This window comes from Pseudomonas sp. CM25 (assembly GCF_013179705.1).
Lineage (GTDB): Bacteria > Pseudomonadota > Gammaproteobacteria > Pseudomonadales > Pseudomonadaceae > Aquipseudomonas.
Genome location: NZ_JABMCW010000321.1, coordinates 1 through 6,021, shown reverse-complemented (window position 1 = coordinate 6,021; position 6,021 = coordinate 1). Strand labels below are relative to the sequence as shown.

The following is a 6,021-nucleotide window of genomic DNA, read 5'->3' as shown; positions in this document are numbered from 1 at the left end:
GGCGCAGTTTCAGGCCCATGACCAGCTTGGGCACGGTTTTCACCGTCAGCGAATAGAGCGCGCCCAGGCGGAAGCGTTCGGCGTAGAAACCGGCGGCCTCACGGGTCTGGCGCACCATCTGTTCGGCGTCCTGGATCAGCTGGCGGGCTTTCTTCTCCAGCACGTAGGCACTTTCCAGCGGGATCAGCTGGCGACCCTCGTGCTTGAACAGCGGGCAGCGCAGCGCGTTTTCCAACGAGTGGATGGCGCGGTGCACGCTGACCGCGCTGGTAGACAGCTCGGCGGCGGCGCGGCCGAGGTTGCCGGTGCGCATGAAGGCGAGGAAGGTTTCCAGCTTTTTGAGGGTGAGTTCTTCGTCGATCAGCATGGGGTGGCCTGGCAGCGCGGTGGTTGGGGTGGGTAGGGCTTCAGGGTTGTGTGTGGGCGCTCGATCTCACAGGCGCTGAAAACCCGCAGTCATACACCTCGAATCACCCCCGCCCTTCGATCAACGCCCACAAGGCCGGGTCCTCAAAATCGTCAATCACCAACCCAGCCCCCGCCGCCAGCAACCGCTCCGGGCTCTGCGTCGTCGCCACCCCAACCGTAAAGATCCCCGCAGCACTGGCCGCCGTAACCCCCGGCAACGAATCTTCGAACGCCAGCGCCTGACCAGCCTCAGCACCCAGCCGCTGCAGCCCGGTAAGGTAGGGCAGCGGGTCCGGCTTGGGCCGTGCCAGTTCCTCGGCCACCAGCACATGCTCGAATCGCTGCCCCAGCCCCATGGCGCTCAGCATGTGTTCGGCGTTCAGCCGCGGCGCGTTGGTCACCACGCACATGCCCAGGCCATGATCCTGGGCATAGCCCAGCAGACGCAACAGGCCCGGCATCGGCTCGAGCGCAGGCGACATGTCGCGGAACAGCGCCTCCTTGCGGTCGGCCAGTACCTGGCACTGTTCGGCACTGGCACCGCTGAACAGCTCGGCGAACAGCTCGCCGTTGGCCCGGCCGCTGACCTGCGCGTCGAACTGCGCCTGGCTCAGCTCGCGGCCGTCGTGTTCGTGCAGCAGTTGGCGAAAGGCCTGCAGGTGCAAGGTGTCAGTGTCGGTAAGGGTTCCGTCAAGGTCGAACAGCAGGGCGGTCAGCATGGGATATCCAGATCAAGAAAACACAAGCCAGGGGATCATAACCAATGCTGACGACGAAGGGGGCTGTTCAGTGAGCCACGAAAAGAGTACAAATGTGCTCCATGGACAATCTTACCCCCAAACGCCGCGCCATTTTCAACTTCATTCGCGAGCGTATCGCCGACCACGGCCAGCCACCGAGCCTGGCCGATATCGCCGAGCGCTTCGGTTTTGCCTCGCGCAGCGTCGCGCGCAAGCACATCACCGCGCTGTGCCAGGCCGGTTATATCGATGTCACGCCCAATCAGGCGCGGGGCATTCGCTTGGCCGAACCCTTGCGCAAGCCAGAAATCCTCGAATTACCGGTGCTCGGCCAGGTGGCCGCAGGCGCCCCGACCGGCCCGGACCTGGATATTCACGAGCAGTTGCTGCTCGACCCCAGCCTGTTCCGCCGTACCCCCGACTACCTGTTGAAAGTCCGCGGCGATTCGATGGTGGACGACGGCATCTTCGACGGTGACCTGGTCGGCATTCGCCAGCAGGGCGATGCCCGTGATGGCCAGATCGTGGTTGCGCGCCTGGACGGCGAAGTGACCATCAAGCGCCTGCAACGCCTGGGCAATGCCTACCGGCTGCTGCCGCGCAACCCCGCCTATGCACCGATCGATGTGCAGCCGGAACAGGACTTCTTCATCGAAGGCGTGTTCTGCGGCTTGCTGAGGCGTGACTGATGGGCGCGGTGGTCGACCTCGACAGGCTGCTCGATCAGCGCCGGGTATGGCGTGGCCGGCAGGCCCAGGTTCGGCCACTGGGGTTGCAGCCAACCGGCCATGCCGCCCTTGATGAACGCCTGCCGGAAGGTGGCTGGCCGGCGGCTGCGCTTAGCGAATTGCTGCTGGCCAGCCCGGGCTGCGGTGAGTTGCAACTGCTGTGGCCGACACTGGCCCGGCTGAGTACTGAAGCCAGCCGGGTGGTGCTGGTGGCCCCGCCTTTCATTCCTTACGCCCCGGCCTGGCAGGCGGCGGGGGTGGACCTGCGCTGGCTGGTGCAGGTAAATGCCGAGCCGGCCGATGCCTTGTGGGCCGCCGAACAGTGCCTGCGTTCGGGCAGTTGCGCGGCGGTGCTGTGCTGGCCCGAACGTGCCGATGACCGTGCCTTGCGGCGCCTGCAGGTGGCTGCTGAAACCGGCCAGGCGCTGGCGTTCGCCTGCAGGCCGCAACAGGCGGCGCACAACCCTTCGCCCGCAGCACTGCGCATTGCCGTCGACACCCGGCCGGCGCAATGGCGTGTATTGAAAAGCCGTGGTGGCATGCCACCAGCGCTGCCCATCGCCTGCCCGGGCCGGGGCTGATGCAACATGCTCTGGGCCTGCATCCTGCTTCCGCAGCTGGCGCTCGACACCGTCCTGCGTGAGCGTGACGACCCTGATACGCCGCTGGTGCTGGTTGGCGGGCCCACCCAGCGACGCGTGTTGCAGGCGGTCAACCTGGCGGCTGCTGCGCTCGGCCTGCGTGCCGGGCAAACCCTGACAGCGGCGCGCGCCCTGGCCGATGGCTTTACCTGTGTCGAAGCCGACCCCAGACGCATCGATCAGGTACAGCAGCTGCTGGCAGCCTGGGCCTACCGCTTCAGTGCCCAGGTCAGCCTGCATTACCCACGGGCGCTGTTGCTAGAGGTGGGCTCCAGCCTGCAACTGTTCGGGCCCTGGCCCTCGTTCGAGGCCCAATTGCGGCAGGAACTCGCAGAGTTGGGCCTGCGTCAGCGCATCGTCCTGGCCAGCAACCCGGTGGCGGCACGCATGCTCGCCAATGGTCACGACGGCCTGGCCGTGCCCGATGCTGACGACACCCGGGCGGCGCTCCTGGGCATGCCGATCGAGCGTGTCGGCTTGCCGGCCGACGCCGCGGATGCCTTCGCTCGCATGGGGCTGCGGCAACTGGGCCAGGTGCTGGCCTTGCCGCGCGACACACTGGCGAAACGCTTTCCTGCCCAGGTGCAGTTGCACCTTGACCAATTGCTCGGCCTGCGCAATTTCGGCCTGGATTTCTACCAGCCGCCGGACCGCTTCGAAGCCCGTCTTGAGCTGAATTTCGACGTCGAATCACACCAGGCCCTGCTGTTCCCGCTGCGGCGCATGCTCAATGACCTGGCCGCCTTCCTGGCTGGGCGCGACTGTGGTGTTCAGCGGTTCTGCCTGCACCTGGAACACGTCGAAGGGCCGGACACCTTGCTTAAGGTGGGGCTGCTGGCGGCCGAGCGGGATGCCGCAAGGCTGTTCGAGCTGGCCCGGGGGCGCCTGGAGCCGCTACGCATTCCCGCCCCGGTGCGCAACCTGCGGCTGGTTGCCGAAGACCTGCCAGCCTTTGTGCCGCAGCACCATGCGTTGTTCGACCCACGAGCACAACAGGCGCAACCTTGGGAGCAATTGCGCGAGCGCCTGCGCGCCCGGCTGGGGGATGAGGCAGTCAAGGGCCTGAGCGCCGCAGCCGATCATCGCCCCGAGTGCGCCTGGCAAGCGCGAGAGCAGGGCGCCCAGGGCAGCATGCCGGTCGCCCCCGGTAGCCGCCCTGGCTGGTTGTTTGCCGCGCCCATGGCGCTGGACGAAGCCGGCTACCAGGTGCAGGGGCAGGCCGAACGCATCGAATCGGGTTGGTGGGATGGCGCTGACGTGCGCCGCGACTACTACCGCATCGAAACCCGTGACGGCCTGCGCGGCTGGGCCTACCGCGACCTGAGCCAGGCCGGGCCGCTGTGGCTGCAGGGCTGGTTCGCATGAACACCCAGGGTTATGCCGAGCTGCACTGCCTGTCCAATTTCAGCTTTCAGCGCGGTGCCTCCAGCGCTGACGAGTTGTTCCGGCGTGCGCGTGAGCAAGGCTATCAGGCCCTGGCGATCACTGACGAATGCACCCTGGCGGGCATCGTCAGGGCCTGGCAGGCCGCCAAGGAGCATCAGCTGCAACTGATCGTGGGCAGCGAGGTGCAATTGCAGGACGGCCCCAAGCTGGTGCTGCTGGTGGAGAACCTGGTCGGCTATCAAAACCTCTGCGCCCTGATCACCCGGGCCCGGCGGCGGGCGCCAAAGGGTGAGTACCAATTATTCCGTGACGACGTGCTGCACCATCATCAAGGCTTGCTTGCCCTGTGGGTGGCCGATGACAGCGGCGATACCGCTGCTGGCCAGTGGCTGCGCAGCGTGTTCGATAACCGCCTGTGGCTGGCTGTGCACCTGCACCGGGGCAGTGACGATGCCTTGCGCCTGCAGCATTCGCTCGCCATGGCGACCAGGCTGGGTATCGGCGCGGTGGCCTGCGGCGACGTGCACATGCATGTGCGTGGCCGGCGTGCGCTGCAGGACTGCATGGCTGCCATCCGCCAGCATTGTCAGGTGGCCGAGGCCGGGCGCTTTCTGTTTGCCAATGGCGAGCGGCATCTGCGCAGCCAGGCACAACTGGGCGAGCTGTACCCCGGCGACCTGCTGGCCGAGACGCTCGCCATCGCCGAGCGCTGCCGGTTCGACCTGAGCGAGTTGCACTACCAGTACCCGCGCGAATTGGTGCCTCAAGGCCATACACCAGCGACCTGGCTGAGTGAGTTGTGCGAACAAGGCTTGCCGTTACGCTGGCCGGGCGGGCCAAGCCGCAAAGTGCGGGATGTGCTGGCCAAGGAGCTGGCGCTGATCGAAGAGCTGGGCTACGAGAGTTATTTTCTGACCGTGCACGACATCGTCGCCTTCGCGCGCAGGGAGGGCATCCTGTGCCAGGGGCGTGGTTCGGCGGCCAACTCGGTGGTGTGTTTCGTGCTGGGCATCACCGAACTCGACCCCATGGAGCACCGCCTGCTGTTCGAGCGCTTCCTGTCACGCGAGCGCAACGAGCCGCCCGATATCGATGTGGACTTCGAGCATGACCGGCGCGAAGAAGTGATCCAGTACGTGTTCCGCCGTTATGGCCGACACCGCGCGGCGCTCACTGCGGTGGTGAACACTTATCATGCTGCGGGTGCTGTGCGGGATGTGGCGCGGGTGCTGGGGTTGCCCGCCGACCAGGTGGATGCCCTGGCCAAATGCTGTGGCCGCTGGAGCGACCGTATTCCCGATGCGCAGCGCCTGGCTGAAGCCGGTTTCGAGGCCGGCAGCCCTTCGCTGCGGCGGGTGCTGGTGCTGGCCGGTGAGCTGATCGGCTTCCCCCGGCACCTGTCGCAGCACCCGGGTGGTTTTGTCATCTCGCAGCAACCGCTGGACCAGCTGGTGCCGGTTGAAAATGCCGCGATGGCAGAGCGCACGGTCATCCAGTGGGACAAGGATGACCTGGACATGGTCGGCCTGCTCAAGGTCGATGTGCTGGCGCTGGGCATCCTCAGCGCCCTGCGCCGTTGCTTCGACCTGCTCCAGCGCCACCGCGGTCGGCACCTGACCCTGGCCACCATCCCCAGCGAAGACCCGGCCACCTACGCCATGATCAGCCGCGCCGAAACCATGGGCGTGTTCCAGATCGAGTCACGCGCGCAGATGGCCATGCTACCCCGGCTGCAGCCCAACACGTTCTACGACCTGGTCATCGAGGTGGCCATCGTCCGCCCGGGGCCGATCCAGGGTGACATGGTGCACCCGTACCTGCGCCGGCGTCTCAAACAGGAGCCGGTGACGTACCCTTCGCCGCAGCTCAAGGAAGTCTTCGAGCGGACCCTGGGGGTGCCGCTGTTTCAGGAACAGGTGATGGAACTGGCAATGGTCGCAGCCGACTACAGCCCCGGTGAAGCCGACCAGCTGCGCCGCAGCATGGCGGCCTGGAAGCGTCACGGCGGCCTGGAACCGCACCGCGAGAGGTTGGTGCAGGGCATGCTGCGCAATGGTTACGACCTGGCGTTTGCCGAGCGCATCTTCGAACAGATCAAGGGCTTTGGCAGCTATGGCT

The 6,021-nt window shown here is 66.3% G+C and carries 6 protein-coding genes; 4 read left to right on the top strand and 2 right to left on the bottom strand.

Annotated elements, in window-relative coordinates; translation table 11 throughout:
* Together HP546_RS24345 and HP546_RS24340 are read right to left on the bottom strand one after the other, a co-directional pair.
* On the bottom strand, positions 1-367 hold a 367-nt coding region (locus HP546_RS24345; RefSeq protein WP_172230568.1), incomplete at its 3' end, for a LysR family transcriptional regulator.
* A gap of 103 nt (positions 368-470) precedes the next feature.
* Positions 471-1,127 (bottom strand): HAD family phosphatase, encoded by a 657-nt coding sequence (locus tag HP546_RS24340; protein WP_172230565.1) that lies wholly within the window; start codon positions 1,125-1,127, stop codon positions 471-473.
* A gap of 92 nt (positions 1,128-1,219) precedes the next feature.
* Here HP546_RS24340 and lexA point away from each other — a divergent pair, with 92 nt between their 5' ends.
* From lexA to HP546_RS24320, 4 genes are all read left to right on the top strand, one after another.
* Positions 1,220-1,837, top strand: coding sequence for a transcriptional repressor LexA (gene lexA / locus HP546_RS24335; RefSeq protein ID WP_172230562.1), 618 nt, complete (start codon positions 1,220-1,222; stop codon positions 1,835-1,837).
* Positions 1,837-2,457 (top strand): translesion DNA synthesis-associated protein ImuA, encoded by a 621-nt coding sequence (imuA, locus tag HP546_RS24330; protein ID WP_172230559.1) that lies wholly within the window; start codon positions 1,837-1,839, stop codon positions 2,455-2,457. Before lexA ends, imuA begins: the two co-directional genes overlap by 1 nt.
* 6 nt (positions 2,458-2,463) lie before the next feature.
* Positions 2,464-3,882, top strand: a complete 1,419-nt coding sequence (locus tag HP546_RS24325; protein WP_172230556.1) for a DNA polymerase Y family protein — start codon at positions 2,464-2,466, stop codon at positions 3,880-3,882.
* The coding region (locus tag HP546_RS24320) for an error-prone DNA polymerase (RefSeq protein ID WP_172230553.1) at positions 3,858-6,021 on the top strand (2,164 nt) is incomplete at its 3' end. The genes HP546_RS24325 and HP546_RS24320, both read left to right, overlap by 25 nt.